Origin of the sequence: Streptomyces mobaraensis, from assembly GCF_020099395.1 — a bacterium.
Taxonomy (GTDB): Bacteria; Actinomycetota; Actinomycetes; order Streptomycetales; family Streptomycetaceae; genus Streptomyces.
This window is the reverse complement of sequence record NZ_CP083590.1, coordinates 4746260-4761583: the sequence shown is the minus strand read 5'-3', so window position 1 is coordinate 4761583 and position 15324 is coordinate 4746260. Positions and strand designations below refer to the sequence as shown.

General features: G+C 72.4%; 17 protein-coding genes. 5 read left to right on the top strand and 12 right to left on the bottom strand.

Features of this window, described 5'->3' with window-relative positions:
* Window positions 1-267: 267 nt before the first annotated feature.
* From K7I03_RS34345 to clpS, 7 genes are all read right to left on the bottom strand, one after another.
* Window positions 268-357: a hypothetical protein gene (locus tag K7I03_RS34345; protein ID WP_185944235.1), complete on the bottom strand. Its 90-nt coding sequence runs from the start codon at window positions 355-357 to the stop codon at window positions 268-270.
* 119 nt (window positions 358-476) lie between these two features.
* A complete protein-coding gene (locus tag K7I03_RS20745) occupies window positions 477-1427 on the bottom strand; it encodes a PLP-dependent cysteine synthase family protein (RefSeq protein WP_185944234.1) in 951 nt (316 codons plus the stop codon).
* A gap of 2 nt (window positions 1428-1429) precedes the next feature.
* Window positions 1430-1711, bottom strand: coding sequence for a MoaD/ThiS family protein (locus tag K7I03_RS20740; RefSeq protein WP_185944233.1), 282 nt, complete (start codon window positions 1709-1711; stop codon window positions 1430-1432).
* Between the two features lie 203 nt (window positions 1712-1914).
* The gene (locus K7I03_RS20735; RefSeq protein WP_004951072.1) at window positions 1915-2337 is read right to left on the bottom strand and encodes a Mov34/MPN/PAD-1 family protein; all 423 of its coding nucleotides are present in this window, start codon (window positions 2335-2337) and stop codon (window positions 1915-1917) included.
* Window positions 2338-2484: 147 nt separating this feature from the next.
* Complete coding sequence (locus K7I03_RS20730; protein ID WP_185944232.1) at window positions 2485-3960, bottom strand: amino acid permease; 1476 nt, start codon at window positions 3958-3960, stop codon at window positions 2485-2487.
* Between the two features lie 338 nt (window positions 3961-4298).
* Window positions 4299-4907: a DUF2017 domain-containing protein gene (locus tag K7I03_RS20725; RefSeq protein ID WP_185944231.1), complete on the bottom strand. Its 609-nt coding sequence runs from the start codon at window positions 4905-4907 to the stop codon at window positions 4299-4301.
* Window positions 4907-5209, bottom strand: coding sequence for an ATP-dependent Clp protease adapter ClpS (gene clpS, locus K7I03_RS20720; protein ID WP_004951066.1), 303 nt, complete (start codon window positions 5207-5209; stop codon window positions 4907-4909). The genes K7I03_RS20725 and clpS overlap by 1 nt, the downstream gene beginning before the upstream one ends.
* A 169-nt stretch (window positions 5210-5378) precedes the next feature.
* Between clpS and K7I03_RS20715 the strand changes: the two genes are divergently transcribed.
* Complete coding sequence (locus tag K7I03_RS20715) at window positions 5379-6707, top strand: nicotinate phosphoribosyltransferase (protein ID WP_185944229.1); 1329 nt, start codon at window positions 5379-5381, stop codon at window positions 6705-6707.
* Between the two features lie 244 nt (window positions 6708-6951).
* Window positions 6952-7539 (top strand): isochorismatase family protein, encoded by a 588-nt coding sequence (locus K7I03_RS20710; RefSeq protein WP_185944228.1) that lies wholly within the window; start codon window positions 6952-6954, stop codon window positions 7537-7539.
* Window positions 7540-7564: 25 nt separating this feature from the next.
* On the opposite strand, the gene K7I03_RS20705 is transcribed toward K7I03_RS20710, so the two are convergent.
* Window positions 7565-7894: a hypothetical protein gene (locus K7I03_RS20705; RefSeq protein ID WP_040891683.1), complete on the bottom strand. Its 330-nt coding sequence runs from the start codon at window positions 7892-7894 to the stop codon at window positions 7565-7567.
* Between the two features lie 426 nt (window positions 7895-8320).
* Here K7I03_RS20705 and K7I03_RS20700 point away from each other — a divergent pair, with 426 nt between their 5' ends.
* A complete protein-coding gene (locus tag K7I03_RS20700) occupies window positions 8321-8626 on the top strand; it encodes a hypothetical protein (protein ID WP_185944227.1) in 306 nt (101 codons plus the stop codon).
* Here K7I03_RS20700 and K7I03_RS20695 read toward each other — a convergent pair.
* Together K7I03_RS20695 and K7I03_RS20690 are read right to left on the bottom strand one after the other, a co-directional pair.
* A complete protein-coding gene (locus K7I03_RS20695; protein ID WP_185944226.1) occupies window positions 8612-9298 on the bottom strand; it encodes an RDD family protein in 687 nt (228 codons plus the stop codon). The two genes, K7I03_RS20700 and K7I03_RS20695, sit on opposite strands and share 15 nt — an antisense overlap.
* Window positions 9299-9371: 73 nt before the next feature.
* Window positions 9372-11123 (bottom strand): RDD family protein, encoded by a 1752-nt coding sequence (locus K7I03_RS20690; RefSeq protein ID WP_185944225.1) that lies wholly within the window; start codon window positions 11121-11123, stop codon window positions 9372-9374.
* Window positions 11124-11521: 398 nt separating this feature from the next.
* Here K7I03_RS20690 and K7I03_RS20685 point away from each other — a divergent pair, with 398 nt between their 5' ends.
* The gene (locus K7I03_RS20685; RefSeq protein ID WP_185944224.1) at window positions 11522-11938 is read left to right on the top strand and encodes an SsgA family sporulation/cell division regulator; all 417 of its coding nucleotides are present in this window, start codon (window positions 11522-11524) and stop codon (window positions 11936-11938) included.
* Between the two features lie 63 nt (window positions 11939-12001).
* Here K7I03_RS20685 and K7I03_RS20680 read toward each other — a convergent pair whose 3' ends face one another.
* Together K7I03_RS20680 and hppD are read right to left on the bottom strand one after the other, a co-directional pair.
* Window positions 12002-13369, bottom strand: coding sequence for an FAD-binding oxidoreductase (locus tag K7I03_RS20680; RefSeq protein WP_185944212.1), 1368 nt, complete (start codon window positions 13367-13369; stop codon window positions 12002-12004).
* Window positions 13370-13488: 119 nt separating this feature from the next.
* Window positions 13489-14634, bottom strand: a complete 1146-nt coding sequence (hppD, locus tag K7I03_RS20675) for a 4-hydroxyphenylpyruvate dioxygenase (RefSeq protein WP_185944211.1) — start codon at window positions 14632-14634, stop codon at window positions 13489-13491.
* Window positions 14635-14755: 121 nt separating this feature from the next.
* Between hppD and K7I03_RS20670 the strand changes: the two genes are divergently transcribed.
* Window positions 14756-15223: an Lrp/AsnC family transcriptional regulator gene (locus K7I03_RS20670; RefSeq protein WP_185944210.1), complete on the top strand. Its 468-nt coding sequence runs from the start codon at window positions 14756-14758 to the stop codon at window positions 15221-15223.
* Window positions 15224-15324 lie beyond the last annotated feature (101 nt).

The window sequence follows — 15324 nt, the reverse complement described above, 5'->3', positions numbered from 1 at the left end:
CTCCATCGCGGGCCGGGTCTGTGGCTGGAATCACCAGGACGGACGGCGCCGGGCGCCGGAGCGCGCGAAAACCCGCCCGCGCCCCCTGGGGGCGGCGGACGGGTCCGCAGTGCGGTGGAGGCGGCGGCGGGCCGCTAGAGCGGCCGGACCCGCTCCGCCCGGTCGAGGGTGTCCATGAAGCGCCGGAAGCGCTCGGCGGACTCCTCGCTGCCGGCCGTCACCGTGAACTCCTCCGGCGACATCACGGCCGCCAGCCGTTCACGCGTCTCAGGGGCGAGCGCTTCCCAGGCCGCCCGATCCAGCCGTGACTGCGCCGCAGTTTCCGCACTGCCAGTTTCCATTGTTGAGTTGCCTCATGTCCGAAGATCCACATGCGGGACAGTTCATGTGCGTCTCCTACGGGATGATGTCAGCCGGTCGCCAACATCGGTAGGGGCAGTCTCTCCGGCGGCCCCGGCCCGCTCCCGGGCGGGTGCTCAGGCCCAGAGCTGCCCGTGCAGCGCGGCCACCGCGGCCTTCGTGGTGGGCGCGGTGTAGAGGCCGGTCGACAGGTACTTCCAGCCGCCGTCGGCCACGATGAAGACGATGTCCGCGCGCTCCCCGGCGCGTTGGGCCTTGCGGGCGACGCCGAGCGCGGCGTGCAGGACGGCGCCGGTGGAGACGCCCGCGAAGATGCCCTCCTCGGCGAGGAGTTCGCGGGTGCGGCGGACGGCGTCCTCGGAGCCGACGGAGTAGCGGGTGGTGAGGACCGTCTCGTCGTAGAGCTCGGGCACGAAGCCCTCGTCGAGGTTGCGCAGGCCGTAGACGAGGTCGTCGTAGCGCGGCTCGGCGGCGACGATCCGTACGTCCGGGACGTGTTCGCGCAGGTAGCGGCCGACGCCCATCAGGGTCCCGGTGGTGCCGAGGCCGGCCACGAAGTGGGTGATCCCGGGGAGGTCGGCGAGGATCTCGGGGCCGGTCGTGGCGTAGTGGGCGCCGGCGTTGTCAGGGTTCCCGTACTGGTAGAGCATCACCCAGTCGGGGTGCTCCGCGGCCAGCTCCTTGGCCACGCGGACGGCCGTGTTCGACCCCCCGGCCGCGGGCGAGGAGACGATCTCGGCGCCCCACATGGCCAGCAGCTGCCGGCGCTCCTCGCTGGTGTTCTCCGGCATCACGCAGACGATGCGGTAGCCCTTGAGGCGGGCGGCCATGGCCAGGGAGATGCCGGTGTTGCCCGAGGTCGGCTCCAGGATGGTGCACCCGGAGGTCAGCCGGCCGGCCTTCTCCGCCTGCTCGATCATGTGCAGGGCGGGGCGGTCCTTGACGGAGCCGGTGGGGTTGCGGTCCTCCAGCTTCGCCCAGATCCGGACGTCCCCGGAGGGGGACAGCCGGGGCAGGCGGACCAGCGGGGTGTCGCCGACCGCGGCCAGCGGGCTGTCGTACCGCATGCCTAGCGGGCCCCGCCCGCGACGGCCGGGAGGATGGTGACGCTGTCGCCGTCGGCGAGTTCGGTGCCCAGGCCGGCCAGGAAGCGGACGTCCTCGTCGTTCAGGTAGACGTTGACGAACCGGCGCAGCGCGCCGTTCTCGTCGACCAGCCGCTCGCGGATGCCCGAGTGGCGGGACTCCAGGTCCTTGAAGAGCTCGTCGATCGTGGCCCCGGCTCCCTCGACGGACTTCGCGCCGCCGGTGTGGGTGCGGAGGATGGTCGGGATGCGTACCTCGATGGCCATGGTGGTGCTCCTCGTCGGAGTGCGTGGGTGCGGGGTGCGTGGGTGCGGAGAGGCGTGCGGAACGGCTGGGGCGCGGGGAACGGAACGGGTGTTCTCCCGGGACAACCGTGGGCGCATGCTATCGATTCCCCGCCCCGCTCCCCCACGGCCGTCCCGGTGGGCGGGACGCGAGGTCCCGCCTGCTGGGACGGCCGGGCCGCCGCTCAGTAGGCCGCCACGATCCGGACCTCTTCCTCGGTGATCTCGCCGTCCACGATGCGGAAGGAGCGGAACTGGAAGGGGCCCGAGCCGTCCGTGTCCGCGGTGGAGACCAGCACGTAGTGGGCGCCGGGTTCGTTGGCGTACGAGACGTCCGTGCGGGACGGGTACGCCTCGGTGGCGGTGTGCGAGTGGTAGATGACCACCGGCTCCTCGTCGCGGTCGTCCATCTCGCGGTAGAGCTTGAGGAGATCGGTGGAGTCGAACTCGTAGAACGTGGGCGAGCGGGCGGCGTTGAGCATGGGGACGAACCGCTCGGGGCGGTCGCTGCCGGCCGGGCCGGCGACCACGCCGCACGCCTCGTCGGGGTGGTCGGCGCGGGCGTGCTCGACGATCCGGTCGTGCAGGGCCTGGGTGATGGTCAGCATGCGGGCCAGCATAGGTCGGGGTGCGCGGGGCCCCGCCGGGGCCGTGACGGACGCCACGCGCCGGCCGTTTCCGGATACGCGACGGGCCCGCCGCGCACCGGGGGGGGAGGGTGCGGGCGGGCCCGATGGCCCGGCGTGGTGCCGGCGTCAGGCGGCCTGGTCGACGCTTTCCCGGGCGGCGGCCGAGTAGTCCTTGCGCTCGAACGCCTGCGGGTTGCGGGCCTTCAGCACGAAGTACGACACGACCATGATCCCGGCCCAGACGGGCGCGCAGTACAGCGAGATCCGCGCGTCCTTGTCGATGCCCATCAGCACGATCACCATGCCGATGAAGGCGAGGGCGAAGAGGCTGGTCCAGGGCGCTCCGGGGGCCTTGAACTCCGACTGCGGCAGCTCGCCGCGGTCGGCCTTGCGGCGGTAGCGGAGCTGGGCCACCAGGATCATGATCCAGGCCCACATACCGGAGATGGTGGCGAAGGAGACGACGTACTCGAACGCCTTGCCCGGCCACTGGTAGTTGATCCACACGCCGACGAGCATGCACGCGGCGGAGACCGTGGTGCCGCGCAGCGGCAGGCCGCGCTTGGTCAGGGCGGCGAAGAACTTCGGGCCCTGGCCGTTGAGCGACAGGTCGCGCAGCATGCGGCCGGTGGAGTACATGCCGGAGTTGCAGGAGGACAGCGCCGCGGTGAGGACCACGAAGTTGACGATTCCGGCGCCGGCCGGCAGGCCGATCTTGGCGAACGCCTCGACGAACGGGCTGACGCCCGGCTCGAAGACGGTCCAGCTGACCACGGACAGGATGATGATCAGCGCGCCCAGGTAGAAGACGGCGATCCGCCACGGCACGGTGTTGATGGCCTTGGGCAGCGTCTTCTTGGGGTCGGCCGCCTCGCCCGCCGTGACGCCGACGAGCTCGACGGCGAGGAAGGCGAACATGACGATCTGCAGCGTCATCAGCGTGCCGCCGATGCCCTTGGGGAAGAACCCGCCGTGGGACCAGAGCTGCGAGAAGGACGCGGTGTCACCGGCGTCGGAGAACCCGAGGGTGATGACGCCGACGCCGATCAGGATCATGCCGATGATGGCGGTGACCTTGACCATGGAGAACCAGAACTCCAGCTCGCCGAAGAGCTTCACGGAGATCAGGTTGGCCAGGTAGAGAACGGCCGTGAAGACCAGGGCCGAGGCCCATTGCGGGATCGACTTGTCCCAGTACTGGACGTACTTGGCCGCCGCGGTCACCTCGGTGATGCCGGTGACGACCCAGAACAGCCAGTAGGTCCAGCCGGTCACATAGCCCCAGAACGGCCCGAGGAACTCACGGGCGTAGTCCGAGAAGGAGCCCGAGACCGGGCGGTACATGAGGAGCTCGCCGAGCGCCCGCATGATGAAGAAAATAACGAGTCCCGCTATCGCGTACGCGAGGATGAGACTCGGTCCGGCCTTGGATATGGCCGTGCCGGCGCCGAGGAAAAGTCCGGTGCCGATGGCGCCACCAATGGCGATCATCTGGATCTGTCGGTTGCCCAGCCCCCGCTGGTAACCCTCGGAAGCCTCACCGCTTCCGTCCCGCTCGCCGGCCTCGCCTGCGACGCGGTCCGCGACCTGCTCAGAGGTCATGGTGGAACGCCTTTCTCCATACCGATCCGGATCGTCCGGATCGGGTTCCGATCCCCCCGGATGGAGTCCTGCACGAGCCGACGGTCGGTCGGCCATAGCGCTCCCGCTCCACGACATGGGTGGCGTCGATGGATGCAGGTCGTGAAGATTTATCACGGGTAATACGTAGATCGCCAGTTCGAATGTGCCGCAGGCCACAGGCGAAGCGGGGCATACCCCGTAAACACGGGCGTGTACCGCACTGCGGTAATGCGATCGTTATGCGGACACCATTACCCGAAAAGCGGACGGAGATCGTCCGTAAAGATCGTCCATGAGGACCGGCGACAGCCAGGTGGCTAGCGCGGGCCCAGCGTCTCGACCAGCGTCTCCTGGAGCCCGCCCAGCCACAGGTAGGCCATCACCATCGGCTTGCGGGGATCGTCGTCCGGCAGCCGGAAGAGGGCGTCGCTCTCGTCCTCGTCGGCGATCTCCAGCCGGGCGGCGATCGTCAGCCGGAGGTCGTTGAGGGTGCCCAGCCACTGCCGGGAGCCTTCCGGGGAGAGCCGGAGCACGGCCGCGCCGCCCCCGGGACCGTCCGCCGTGGACAGCCCGTCCAGGGAGCGGACGACCGCCAGGCCGTCGTCGCGCTTGCGGGCGCGCAGGTCGTTCTCGGTGTAGCGGCGGAACTCGGCGGCGTACGCGCGGGCCTGCTCGTCCTGCTCGGCGCCGGGGGTGCCGTAGGCGTCCGGGAAGAGGCGGGCCAGCGCCGGATCGGCGGGCGGCTCGCTGGGGCCCTCGGCGAAGAGGCGGGCCAGCGGGTCCTCGTCCGCGCCGTCCGCGGGCCCGTCGTCGGGGCCGATCAGCTCCAGGAGCTGCACGGTGAGGTTGCGGAGGATGGAGACCTCGATCTCGTCCAGGGCGATGGCCGCCCCGCCGCCGGGCAGCGGCTCGAAGTGCCCGGCCATCAGCGGTCCTGCGAGAGGGTCGCCCACAGGCCGTAGCCGTGCATCGCCTGCACGTCGCGCTCCATCTCCTCGCGCGATCCGCTGGAGACCGTGGCACGGCCCTTGTGATGGACGTCGAGCATCAGTTTGCGGGCCTTGTCCTTGGAGTAGCCGAAGTACGCCTGGAAGACGTAGGTCACGTAGCTCATGAGGTTCACGGGGTCGTTATGGACGAGGGTGACCCACGGAACGTCGGGTTCGGCCACGGCGAAGGGGGATTCGCCCGTCTCCGGACGTTCGATCTCGACAGGTGCCACACTCACGCCCGCTCCACGCCTCGCTTCTCCGTCGGGACACGGCGGTCCATACGCACCTCCCATGCTGCCACTTCGCGGCCCCAGGCGCACAAACGGCCCCCCGAAATCGTCACTCTGACGAGTATTCGCGGTAGCATCCGGTCGACGCCAGAACGGGAATGCGAGGTAGGGCCAAGTGAACGCTGCGGACCTGGGGCTGCCGGTGGCTGTGCCGTCGACGGCGCTCTTCACCGACCGGTACGAACTCACGATGGTGCAGGCCGCGCTGCGCGCCGGGACGGCCGGCCGGCGCTCGGTGTTCGAGGTCTTCACCCGGCGGCTGCCCGAGGGCCGCCGGTACGGCGTGGTCGCGGGCACCGGCCGGGTCCTGGACGCCGTCGAGAACTTCCGCTTCGACCCCGGCGTTCTGGAGTTCCTCGCCGACCGCGGCATCGTGGACGCCCCGACCCTGGACTGGCTGTCCGGCTACCGCTTCCGCGGCGACATCTGGGGCTACCCCGAGGGCGAGGTCTACTTCCCCGGCTCGCCGGTCATGCGGGTGGAGGGCACCTTCGCCGAGTGCGTGCTGCTGGAGACGGTGATCCTCTCCATCCTCAACCACGACTCCGCGGTGGCCGCCGCGGCCTCCCGGATGGCCGTCGCGGCCGGCGGCCGGCCGCTGATCGAGATGGGCGCCCGGCGCACCCACGAACTGGCCGCCGTCGCCGCGGCCCGCGCGGCCTACGTGGGCGGCTTCGCCACCACCTCCGACCTCGCCGCCGGCTTCCGCTACAACATCCCGACCGTCGGCACCAGCGCGCACGCGTTCACCCTGCTGCACGACAGCGAGCGCGACGCGTTCCGCGCCCAGGTCGACTCGCTGGGCGGCGGCACCACGCTGCTCGTCGACACCTACGACGTGACGGAGGCGGTCCGGATGGCCGTCGAGATCGCCGGCCCCGAGCTCGGCGCCGTCCGCATCGACTCCGGCGACCTGCTGCTGCTCGCCCACCGGGTGCGCCAGCAGCTCGACGACCTGGGCGCCCACAAGACGAAGATCGTCGTGACCAGCGACCTGGACGAGTACGCCATCGCCTCGCTGGCCGCCGCCCCCGTGGACGCCTACGGCGTCGGCACCCAGCTGGTGACCGGGAGCGGCCACCCCACCTGCTCGATGGTCTACAAGCTGGTCGCCCGCGCGGACACGGCGGAGCCGGACGCCCCGCTGCGGCCGGTCGCCAAGAAGTCGATGGGCGGCAAGATGTCCCTGGGCGGACGCAAGTGGGCCGCCCGGCGCACCGACGCGGACGGCGTCGCGGAGGCCGAGGTCGTCGGCACCGGGCCGGTGCCGGAGGAGCTGGCGGAGCGGCAGCTGCTCGTCGAGCTCGTCCGGGGCGGCGAGGTCGTCGCCCGGGAGCCGCTGGACGCGGCCCGGGACCGGCACACCGCCGCCCGCGGCGGACTGCCGCTCTCCGCCACGCAGCTGTCGAAGGGCGAGCCGGTGCTGCCCACGGAGTACCTCTGAACCGCTCCTCGGGGGCAAGGCCGCCTTCTCCGGGGCCGGGCCGTTCACCGACGCACCGTCGGCGTACCTCCGACCGCCCCCTGTGCCCCTCCCCCCGTCCCAGGGGACTCACTACCCTCGGTCACAGAGAGTCGAACAGCGTCGCGGCCGCCGCGGTCCCGGGTCGCGGCCGGAGCGAAGCAGTCGAATCCGTAGCGTCTTCCGCACCGTCGGCCGAGGGCCCTTCCGTAAAGGATCAAGCGCCATGAACCGTGCACTGATCATCGTCGACGTGCAGAACGACTTCTGCGAGGGCGGCGCCCTCGCGGTGGCCGGCGGCGCCGACGTGGCGGCGGCGATAACCGACCTGGTGGGCGAGGCCACCGCCGGTTACGCCCACATCGTCGCCTCCCGCGACATGCACATCGACCCCGGAGACCACTTCTCGGAGCACCCGGACTACGTCGACTCGTGGCCCGTCCACTGCGTGGCCGGCACCGAGGGCAGCGGCTTCCACCCCAACCTGGCGCCCGCCATCGCCTCGGGCGCGATCGGCGCGGTGTTCGACAAGGGCGCCTACGCGGCCGGCTACAGCGCCTTCCAGGGCGCGGACGAGAACGGGACCGGCCTCGCCGACTGGCTGCACGCCCGGGACGTGGCGGAGGTCGACGTGGTCGGCATCGCCACCGACCACTGCGTCCGGGCGACCGCGCTGGACGCCCGCCGGCAGGGGTTCGCCACGACCGTCCTGCTGGACCTGACGGCGGGCGTGGCCCGGGAGACCGTCGACACCGCCCTGGAGGAGCTGCGCGGGGCGGGCGTGGAGCTGATGGGCAAGCCCGTGGTGGGCTGACCGCGCCGAGCCCCCTCCCGGGGCCTCAGGCTGCTCCCGCCGGGCGGCGGAGCAGCCGCGCTATCGGATGCCACCACTCCGTCTCGTCCTCCGGCGCCGACCGCCACACCAGCCCGTCCGGGTGGTGCAGCGCGGCGCTCACCTCGTCCGGGCTCGGCGGTTCGCTGTTCCCGCGGAGGAAGACCGCCCGGAGGCCGAGATTCCGTACCCGGGTCAGCGCCCGCTGACGGTTCGCGGCGTGCACCAGGACCCGTACCCGCGACCCCGGCCGCGCCTCGCCGCCGGGCGGGCTGGGCAGGGACAGGGCGACGACCACACTGCCGTCCGGGAGCTTGACGAATCCGCCGCCGGCCATCCGCATCACCCTCCGTGGAGCCTCCGGGTCGGCCCCCGTGTCAACAAGGGACCGTCACCACCGCATCCAACCCCCATCGGCCGCGACCCGCCAGGGAAATCCGGAAAAACGACTCTGACCTGGGGGTTCACCCGCAGCACGGATGATCTTGCGGCTCCAGGGAGACCACCGCCCGGCGCCTCCTCCGGCCGGCCGGGGGGGCGGCTGTCAGTAGTGGGGGCGCCTGCCGAGGGCGGGTACGCGGGCGCGTTCGGCCCACCACCCGGGCGGATCGGCCACGCCCCGCGCCTCTCACGCCTCGGGACGGTGGGCAAGGGCGTGCTTACCGGCCGTTCCCCTAGGGCAGACAGGACCGTAGAGTCTTTTTGCGGTACGTACCTGTCGGCTCTGCACCCCACCATCCCCCCCCCGAGGACGGATTCCGTCATGCCGCGTCCGACGTCAGCACAGATCGTTTACGGCTCGGCCACCGTTGTTCTCTCGACCCTCCTCATGCTGCTGCTGTCACGGACGAGTTCGGGCGTCGGGATCGCCGTCGTCGCCCTGGGCGCGCTGGCACTCGGCCTGCTCGTGGCCGCGCTGGTGCCCGGCGCGCGCCGGAGCCCACGGGCGGGGGCGGTGGAGCCCCCCGTGCGCCGGCCCGCCCGGGCGCGGCCGGCGGGCGCGCGCGGGGGCGAGCGGCTGGGTGGCCGACTCGGCGACCGGGTGAGCGAGCACTCACTGCACGGCTGAGACCACCACGGTCTTGGCCGCCTTGTCGTGGATGCACTGCTGATACGGCTTGTCCCAGGCACACCAGACGACGTTGACCAGCCAGAACAGCGGTCCGCAGCAGGGCACGACCCACGGCAGGCAGTAGACGGCGGCGCGGATCCAGCCCGGCGCGTTCCGGGGCACGGCGCCGTTCTCCAGCATCGCCACGCGGATGCCCATCGCCATCTTGCCGACCGTCTGTCCACGGGCCGTCAGCATCAGGCCCTCGTAGAGGAAGTAGACGATCGCGACGAGGACGCTGAGGCCTGTGTTCTTGGTGTTGTCCTGGGACGGGTCCCAGTGGTCCCAGACGAACGCCGAGTAGACCAGGCTGACCGGGACGAAGACGATCAGGAAGTCGATGATCCGGGCCAGCAGCCGTTTGAAGCGGCTCGCGAGCGGCGGCATGCCCGCCAGCGGGTCCGCCGCGCCGAACCCGTCCCCGTAGGGGTTGCCCGGACCGCCGTGCGGGGGCGGTCCCCCGGCGCCGTAGGGGCCGCCGGGGCCGGGGCCGGGCCCGGGTCCGTACTGGCCGCCCCCGTAGGGGCCGCCGGCGGGCGGGCCGCCGCCGGGTGCTCCGCCGTACGGCGGAAGGTCCTCCGGCGGCTTCTTGCCGAACGGGTCGTCGTCCTGCGGCTGGTCCGTGCTCATGGCCCGAGTACACCCCGGAGCACGGGCCGCCGCATCCGACCGTATGCCGTTCGAGTTGCCCCCGGCCCGGCGGTCAGCCGCGGCCCGACGCGACGAAGGTGCGGGCCGCCTTGTCGTGCCAGCACTGCCGCCAGGGGCGGTCGAACAGGCACCACACCGCGTTGAGCACCCCGACGGCCACCACCCCCAGCAGGCTGTACACCAGCCAGCGGCGCAGCGCGGCGGCGAACGACGGGGTGTCGTGCGACTCGATGTCCAGGACCCGCACCCCGCAGAGCTTCTTGCCCGGTGTGCGCCCCCAGGTGGCGGTCGGCAGGACCTCGTAGAGCACGCCGCCGAGCAGCAGGGCGGCGAGGACGATCGCGAGGTACGTGCCGGTGGTGCCGTCGAGCAGCCAGACGGTGACGGTCTCGCCGGAGCGCTTGGCCCGGTCCACCTTCTCGTCGATGTGGCTCACGGCCCTGGCCCAGAGCGGCACCGCGACGGCGGCGACGGCTCCGCCGAGCACGACCGTGTCGATCAGCCGGGCCGCGAGGCGCCGCCCGAGCCCCGCCGGACGGCCCTCCTGCCGGGCGGCCAGCAGGAACGGGTTCTCCGTCGGCGGCTTCCACGGCGCGGGGGCCGCCGCCTGCGGGGCGGCCGCGGCCTGCTGCTGAGCGGGGAGGGGCTGCGCGGCGGAGGCCGGCTGGGGGGCGGGCGCGGGCTGCGGGGTAGCGGGAGCCGCCTGCCGCGCGGACGCCGGGTGCGGGGCGGCGGCGGCCGACTGCTGCACGGGCAGGGACTGGGCCTGCGGCTGCGCTTGCGGTGGTGATTGCGGATGCGGCTGTCGCTGCGGGGGCGCCTGGTGGGCGGCCTGCTGGGGCTGGTGCGGCTGCTGCGGTTGCGATTGGCGCTGGGGGGCGGGCTGGGGCTGCGGCTGATGCAGAGGCTGCTGGGACTGTTGAGGCTGCTGCGAATGCTGCGGCTGCGGAGTCCAGCCGCCGTAGGGCGACTGGCCCGGAACGCCCTGCGCCTGCCCGTGTGCCTGCGCCTGCGCCTGCCCCTGCTGTCCGGCCGCAGCCGGAGGCCGGCCCCGCACGGGGTCCTGGGCCTGCTGCGGGAGCGGCCGCGCCGTCACCGGCCGGGGCGTCGCGTCCGGCTCCCGGTGCCACGCCTCCCCGCCGCCCTGCGGCGTCGCCGGGGCGGACCGTCCGCCGAGGTCGACGGTCCCCTGGCCGCCCCGCGGCCCCGCGGCATCCGGCAGCCGCGGGTCACGGCCGCCCGGAACGGATCGCTCCGCCACGGGCCCGTCCCCGCCCCAGCCGCCGGGCACCCCGGACGCTCCGGGAGCCCCAGACACTCCGGACACTCCGGACGGCGAGGCCGCCGGAGCCCCCGAGACGGCCCCACCGCCGTACCCCCGCTCGTACCCGTCCCCGTACCCGTCCCCATAGCCGTTCCCGCCGGCGCGCCCGGCCGCCCGGCCGCTCCCGGCGTCCCAAGGGTCGCGCTCCTCACGGACACCGTCGACGGCTCCCGCCACCGGCTCCTCGTCCAGGAACACCGGCCCCGTCTCGTTCGACGAGGCGGCGCCGGTCCGCCGCGGCGTGGACGGGCCCGGGCCCTGCCGCGCGGGCGGCGTGGGGCCCTGCGGAACGGCCGGCGGCGGCACGGGCAGACCGGGCGGCGGCGCCGGCAGCGGCTCGCCGTCGGCGGGCGCGGGCCGGCTCGTCCCGGGGACCCAGGCGGTGCCGCTCCAGTAGCGGATGTAGCCGGGGATGGACGGGTCCGGGTAGAAGCCGGCGCCGGGGCTGCTGCCGGCGGATCCCGGGATGGGTGCGCTCATGGTCTCCGGTGTCCCGTATCTGTTCGGCCGTGCTGGGATGTCAGGAAGTCTGCCGCACTGGCGTGGTGTCCTGTGTACCGCTCCGGTGCCCGTGCCCGCGACCGCGGACGCGTTTCCCTGTGACATCTATGCGCAAAAGACAACCCGGGGCGCGGCCAACAGGTCTACCAGACGGCATTCCTCCGTGGGATGCGTTGCCGACGGAACCACTCACACGTGCGACCGGGAACACCACGCGATGCCGCACGCGGGTGGTGTGGAGGGTGAGACGCGCGAGCAGGCGAGGAGGCGGTGCGAAGTCGCGTCATGACCCGGGGCCGGTCCGCTCTGTTCTGTGCGGACCCGGTTCGCGAGAGACCGCGCACCGGGCACTGGAACGGAGCGAGAGGGCGCACTTCATGTATTCCGTGGTGGAGCGAGACCTGGAGATCGACCTGGTGCTGTCGCCGGAGTACCGCGTTCCGGTACCGGCGCGGCTGCACTACCGGGCGGAGGATCCGTACGCCGTGCGGATCTCCTTCCATGTGACGTCGGACGAGCCCGTCAACTGGACGTTCGGGCGCGAGCTATTGACGGAGGGGCTGCGGCGGGCCAGCGGTACGGGGGACGTCCGTGTGTGGCCGGCGCGGAGCGGGGGGCGGTCGGTGGTGTGCGTGGGGCTGACCTCGCCGGACGGGGAGGCGCTGCTCCAGGCGCCGGCCGAGGAGGTGGCGGGCTGGCTGGCCGGCACCCTGCGGCTGGTGCCGCTGGGGGCGGAACGGGAGCGGCTCGGACTGGACGAGGGGCTACGGGAGTTGCTGGCGCAGGGGGCCTGAGAGGAGCGGGGGTACGGGGGCCGGGCCCGGCCCCCGTACCCCCCCGGAACGCCGTGGTACCCCTCAGAACACCTTGCCCGGATTGAGGATCCCCAGCGGATCGAACACCGCCTTGATCCCCCGCTGCATCTCCATCGCCACCGGCCCGGCCTCCCGCGCCAGCCACTCCTTCTTCAGCAGCCCCACCCCGTGCTCCCCGGTGATCGTGCCGCCGAGCGCCAGCCCGAGCGCCATGATCTCGTCGAACGACTCCCGGGCGCGGCGCGTCTGGTCCTCATCGGCGGGGTCGAAGCAGACGACGGGGTGGGTGTTGCCGTCGCCGGCGTGGGCGCAGACGCCGATGGTGAGGCCGTGCCGCTCGGCGATGACGCTGGTGGCGTCGACGAACGCGGCGAGGCGCCCGCGCGGTACGCACACGTCGTCGATCATGGTGGCCGGGCTCAGCGCCTCCAGGGCGGGGAGCGCCACGCGCCGGGCATGGAGCAGGAGTTCGGACTCGGCCGGATCGTCGGCGGGGACGACCTCGGTGGCCCCCGCGGCGGTGCACACCTTCGCGACGGCCGCGAGGTCGGGGCGGGGGTCGGGGGTGTCGAAGGCGGCGAGGAGCAGGGCCTCCGTGGACTCCGGAAGGTCCATGCCGGTCAGCGAGTTGACGGCCCGGACGGTGGTGCGGTCCATCAGCTCCAGCAGCGACGGCGCGTGCCCGCGCGCCATGATCCGGCGGACGGCCTCGCAGGCCGTGGCGGTGGACGGGAACTCGGCGGCCAGCGCGAGCTGCGCGGGCGGGGCCGGGCGGAGCGCGAGCACGGCCCGGACGACGATGCCGAGGCTGCCCTCGGAGCCGACGAACAGCCGGGTCAGGTCGTAGCCGGCCACGCCCTTGGCGGTGCGGCGGCCGGTGGTGAGCAGCCGGCCGTCGGCGAGGACGACGTCCAGGCCGAGCACGTACTCGGCGGTGACGCCGTACTTGACGCAGCACAGGCCGCCGGACGCGGTGCCGATGTTGCCGCCGATGGTGCACTGCTCCCAGCTGGACGGATCCGGCGGGTAGTACAGCCCGTGCTCCAGGACGGCGCGGGAGAGCACGGCGTTGACGACGCCCGGTTCGACGACGGCGATGCGCTCGACCGGGTCGATCTCCAGGATCCGGTCCATCTTGACCAGCGACAGCACCACGCAGCCGTCGACGGCGTTCGCCGCGCCCGACAGGCCGGTGCGGGCGCCCTGCGGCACGACGGGGACGCGGAGCGCGGTCGCCGTGCGCATCACGTGCCGCACCTGTTCCACGGTCCGCGGCAGGACGACGGCGGCGGGGGCGCCGGCCGGGCAGAAGCCCGCCATGTCGTTGGCGTAGGCGGCGGTGACGTCGGGGTCGGTGAGGACCGCGTGCCCGGGGAGTCCTTCGCGCAGGAGACTGATCAGATCGCCCATGTGTTCACCTTCCCACCCCCCGGCGGCCCGGAGAAGATCGCGTGACGCGGCGCGGCGCGGCCCCGCCGGGAAGGGCGGGACCGCGCCGGGTGGGGGGTGGGCTCGGAGCGGAACCGGGCTCAGAGGTTGCCGCGCTTCTCCTGCTCGCGCTCGATGGCCTCGAAGAGGGCCTTGAAGTTCCCCTTGCCGAAGCCCATGGAGCCATGGCGCTCGATCATCTCGAAGAAGACGGTCGGGCGGTCCTGGACCGGCTTGGTGAAGATCTGCAGCAGGTAGCCGTCCTCGTCGCGGTCCACCAGGATCTTCAGCTCACGCAGCGTCTCCACGGGCACCCGGGTCTCGCCGGCCCACTCGCCGAGGGTGTCGTAGTAGCTGTCCGGGGTGTCCAGGAACTCGACGCCGGCCGCCTTCATCTGCCGCACGGTGGTGACGATGTCGTTGGTGGCGAGCGCGATGTGCTGGAGGCCGGGGCCGCCGTAGAACTCCAGGTACTCGTCGATCTGCGACTTCTTCTTGGCGATCGCGGGCTCGTTGAGCGGGAACTTCACCTTCCGGGTGCCGTCCGCGACGACCTTGGACATCAGCGCGGAGTACTCCGTGGCGATGTCGTCGCCGACGAACTCCTTCATGTTCGTGAAGCCCATGACCCGGTGGTAGAACTCCACCCACTCGTCCATCCGGCCGAGCTCGACGTTGCCGACGCAGTGGTCGATGGCCTGGAAGTTGCGCTTGGCGGGCGGCGCCACGACCGGGGTGGCGGCGGCGAAGCCGGGCAGGTACGGGCCGCTGTAGCCGGAGCGGTCCACCAGGGTGTGACGGGTCTGGCCGTAGGTGGCGATGGCGGCGAGGACGACGGTCCCGTGCTCGTCCTTCAGCTCGTACGGCTCCTCCAGGCCCCGCGCGCCGTGCTCGACCGCGTAGGCGTAGGCGGCACGGGCGTCCGGCACCTCGATCGCCAGGTCCACGACGCCGTCGCCGTGCTCGGCCACGTGCTCCGCGAGGAAGCGGCCGCGGTCGGTGGCCGCCTTGATGACGGTGGTGAACACGAACCGGGCACCGCCCGACTCCAGAACGTAACTCGCCGTCTCCCGGCTGCCGTTCTCCGGTCCGGAGTAGGCGACCAGCTTCATGCCGAAGGCCGAGGCGTAGTAGTGCGCGGCCTGCTTGGCGTTCCCGACGGCGAAGACCACCGCGTCCATCCCCTTGACCGGGAAGGGGTCGGCCTGCCGAGCGGTGTCAAAGGTGTGTTCTGTGGTCTGCGTCATACGCGCAGCGTCTCGCCGATCCACAAGGTGCGCAATAGTTTCTGTTTTCGCTGGGCAACCTGCACAGTGAACGCCCGGAACCGCCGGACGTTCTGTACATGGTGACCACGAGGGGTCGGCTGTGGCGATCGATCGTTTGGACGGCAGGCTGATCGAGCTGCTGGCACAGGAACCGCGCATCGGCGTCCTCGAGGCGTCCCGCCGCCTGGGCGTCGCCCGGGGCACGGTCCAGGCCCGCCTGGACCGGCTGCTCTCCCAGGGCGTCATCCGCGGCTTCGGCCCGGACGTGGACCCGGCCGCGCTCGGCTATCCCGTGACCGCGTTCGCGACCCTGGAGATCAAGCAGGGCGAGGGCCCGGACGTCCGGACCCACCTCGCCGGGGTCCCGGAAGTGCTGGAGCTGCACACCATCACCGGGCACGGGGACATGCTCTGCCGGCTCGTCGCCCGGTCGAACGCGGATCTGCAGCGGGTGATCGACAAGGTGGTGGGGATCGAGGGGATCGTGCGGGCCTCGACGGCGATCGTGATGGAGGATGCGGTGCCGCTGCGGATCATTCCGCTGGTGCGGCAGGCGGCTGGGGGGTGAGGTGTGCCCCGGTCCCTCCCCCAGAGGGGGTACCCCCACCTTCGCCGATTCCCGGGCAAGCCCCCGGACCCCCTTATCGCGGCTTCGCCGCTCGTGCTCAA

Excerpts from the sequence above, each read along its gene's own strand:
- K7I03_RS20725 (WP_185944231.1), bottom strand. The coding sequence starts at position 4,907 with ATGGCCGGGCACTTCGAGCCGCTGCCCGGCGGCGGGGCGGCCATCGCC.
- K7I03_RS20690 (WP_185944225.1), bottom strand. The coding sequence starts at position 11,123 with ATGAGCGCACCCATCCCGGGATCCGCCGGCAGCAGCCCCGGCGCCGGC.
- K7I03_RS34345 (WP_185944235.1), bottom strand. The coding sequence starts at position 357 with ATGAGGCAACTCAACAATGGAAACTGGCAGTGCGGAAACTGCGGCGCA.
- K7I03_RS20710 (WP_185944228.1), top strand. The coding sequence starts at position 6,952 with ATGAACCGTGCACTGATCATCGTCGACGTGCAGAACGACTTCTGCGAG.
- K7I03_RS20740 (WP_185944233.1), bottom strand. The coding sequence starts at position 1,711 with ATGGCCATCGAGGTACGCATCCCGACCATCCTCCGCACCCACACCGGC.
- K7I03_RS20730 (WP_185944232.1), bottom strand. The coding sequence starts at position 3,960 with ATGACCTCTGAGCAGGTCGCGGACCGCGTCGCAGGCGAGGCCGGCGAG.
- K7I03_RS20695 (WP_185944226.1), bottom strand. The coding sequence starts at position 9,298 with ATGAGCACGGACCAGCCGCAGGACGACGACCCGTTCGGCAAGAAGCCG.
- K7I03_RS20735 (WP_004951072.1), bottom strand. The coding sequence starts at position 2,337 with ATGCTGACCATCACCCAGGCCCTGCACGACCGGATCGTCGAGCACGCC.
- K7I03_RS20705 (WP_040891683.1), bottom strand. The coding sequence starts at position 7,894 with ATGGCCGGCGGCGGATTCGTCAAGCTCCCGGACGGCAGTGTGGTCGTC.
- K7I03_RS20700 (WP_185944227.1), top strand. The coding sequence starts at position 8,321 with ATGCCGCGTCCGACGTCAGCACAGATCGTTTACGGCTCGGCCACCGTT.
- K7I03_RS20745 (WP_185944234.1), bottom strand. The coding sequence starts at position 1,427 with ATGCGGTACGACAGCCCGCTGGCCGCGGTCGGCGACACCCCGCTGGTC.
- K7I03_RS20680 (WP_185944212.1), bottom strand. The coding sequence starts at position 13,369 with ATGGGCGATCTGATCAGTCTCCTGCGCGAAGGACTCCCCGGGCACGCG.
- hppD (WP_185944211.1), bottom strand. The coding sequence starts at position 14,634 with ATGACGCAGACCACAGAACACACCTTTGACACCGCTCGGCAGGCCGAC.
- K7I03_RS20685 (WP_185944224.1), top strand. The coding sequence starts at position 11,522 with ATGTATTCCGTGGTGGAGCGAGACCTGGAGATCGACCTGGTGCTGTCG.